This is a genomic window from Pseudomonas sp. HMWF006 (assembly GCF_003061205.1).
GTDB classification, from domain to species: domain Bacteria; phylum Pseudomonadota; class Gammaproteobacteria; order Pseudomonadales; family Pseudomonadaceae; genus Aquipseudomonas; species Aquipseudomonas monsensis.
The window spans coordinates 8399-9699 of the sequence record NZ_QAIU01000539.1 but is presented as its reverse complement, the minus strand read 5'-3'; the positions used below and the strand labels follow the sequence as shown (position 1 = coordinate 9699).

At 62.6% G+C, this 1301-nt stretch carries 2 protein-coding genes; both read left to right on the top strand.

Translation table 11 applies throughout. The annotated features are described in order from the left end of the window. The coding region (locus tag DBR24_RS24285) for a substrate binding domain-containing protein (RefSeq protein ID WP_256591792.1) at positions 1 to 799 on the top strand (799 nt) is incomplete at its 5' end. Positions 800 to 871: 72 nt separating this feature from the next. Continuing rightward, on the top strand, positions 872 to 1301 hold a 430-nt coding region (locus DBR24_RS24280), incomplete at its 3' end, for a MarR family winged helix-turn-helix transcriptional regulator (protein WP_177490675.1).

The following is a 1301-nucleotide window of genomic DNA, read 5'->3' as shown; positions in this document are numbered from 1 at the left end:
CCGCAGCACCCACGCCGTGCTGGCCACCCCCGCGGGTCTGGCGTTCGCCGAACGGGCGCGGCGCATCATTGCCGAGTTGCAACTGGCCCGGGCCGAGGCCGTGTCCCTGAGCAGCGCGCCGGAAGGCCTGATCCGTATTGACGCGCCGGCAGCCTTCGGACGACGGCATCTGGCGCCAGCGATTGCCGACTTTCTCGTACTCTACCCGGGGCTGGATGTGCAATTGCACCTGATCGACAGCTTCGTCGACATGGCCGGATCGAATCTGGGCAAGGTCGATCTGGTGTTGCGCGCCGGGCAACTGGCTGACACCCGACTGGTCGCCACCCCGCTGGCAAGTATTGTGCGCATCGCCTGTGCCAGCCCGGACTATCTCAAGCGCCGAGGCTTACCGAGTGCTCCGGCGCAGTTATCCGAACACGACGGCCTCGACTGGGACGGCCTCGCCCCGCCTTTCGCCTGGCGCTTCGAGCAGGACGGCCAGATGCAACTGCATCGGCCGGGTCGCATCCGCATGAGTGCCAACAATGCCGAAGCGCTGGTATGTGGCGCTCTGGCCGGATTGGGCGTTGCACACCTGCCGACCTGGCTGGCGAGCGAATACCTGCTGCGCGGTGAGTTGTTGCCGCTGTTCTGCGAACACGGTCTGCCGGAACCGGAATCCACCGGTATCTACGCATTACGCATGGAACAGCAAACCCATTCGCGCAGCCGTTTGCTGCTGGAATACCTCAAAACGCGGTTTAGCCCGGTGCCGCCCTGGGATCTGGCGCTGCAGCGCGAGCTGGGCCGGCACTAGAACGGGAAAATTATCTGGCGCATTAAAGGTTCGAGCGCTAGATTCATGACCACTCTCGAACAAGGCTTTGACATGACTTCCGAACGCGATACCTGCGAGGACCTGCTGCTGGATAACCAGGCCTGCTTCGCCCTGCACTCCACTTCGCTGATGATGACCAAGGTTTACAAGCCCCTGTTGCAGGTCTTGAACCTGACCTATCCGCAGTACCTGGCGATGATGGTGCTGTGGGAGAAGGATGGTTTGACCGTCGGAGAAATCAGCGCTCGACTACTGACCGATCCGGGCTCGCTGACGCCATTGCTCAAGCGCCTGGAAAGCGAAGGCTTGCTCAGCCGCACACGCAGTCGCGAGGATGAGCGCGTGGTGATCGTCGAACTGACGGAACAGGGCCGTGCGCTGCGCGACAAGGCGCAAACCATTCCGCAATGCATCCTGGGCGCCAGCGGCTTCACCCTGGAACGCCTGCAGAAGCTGCAAGCGGAGTTACAGGCACTGCGTA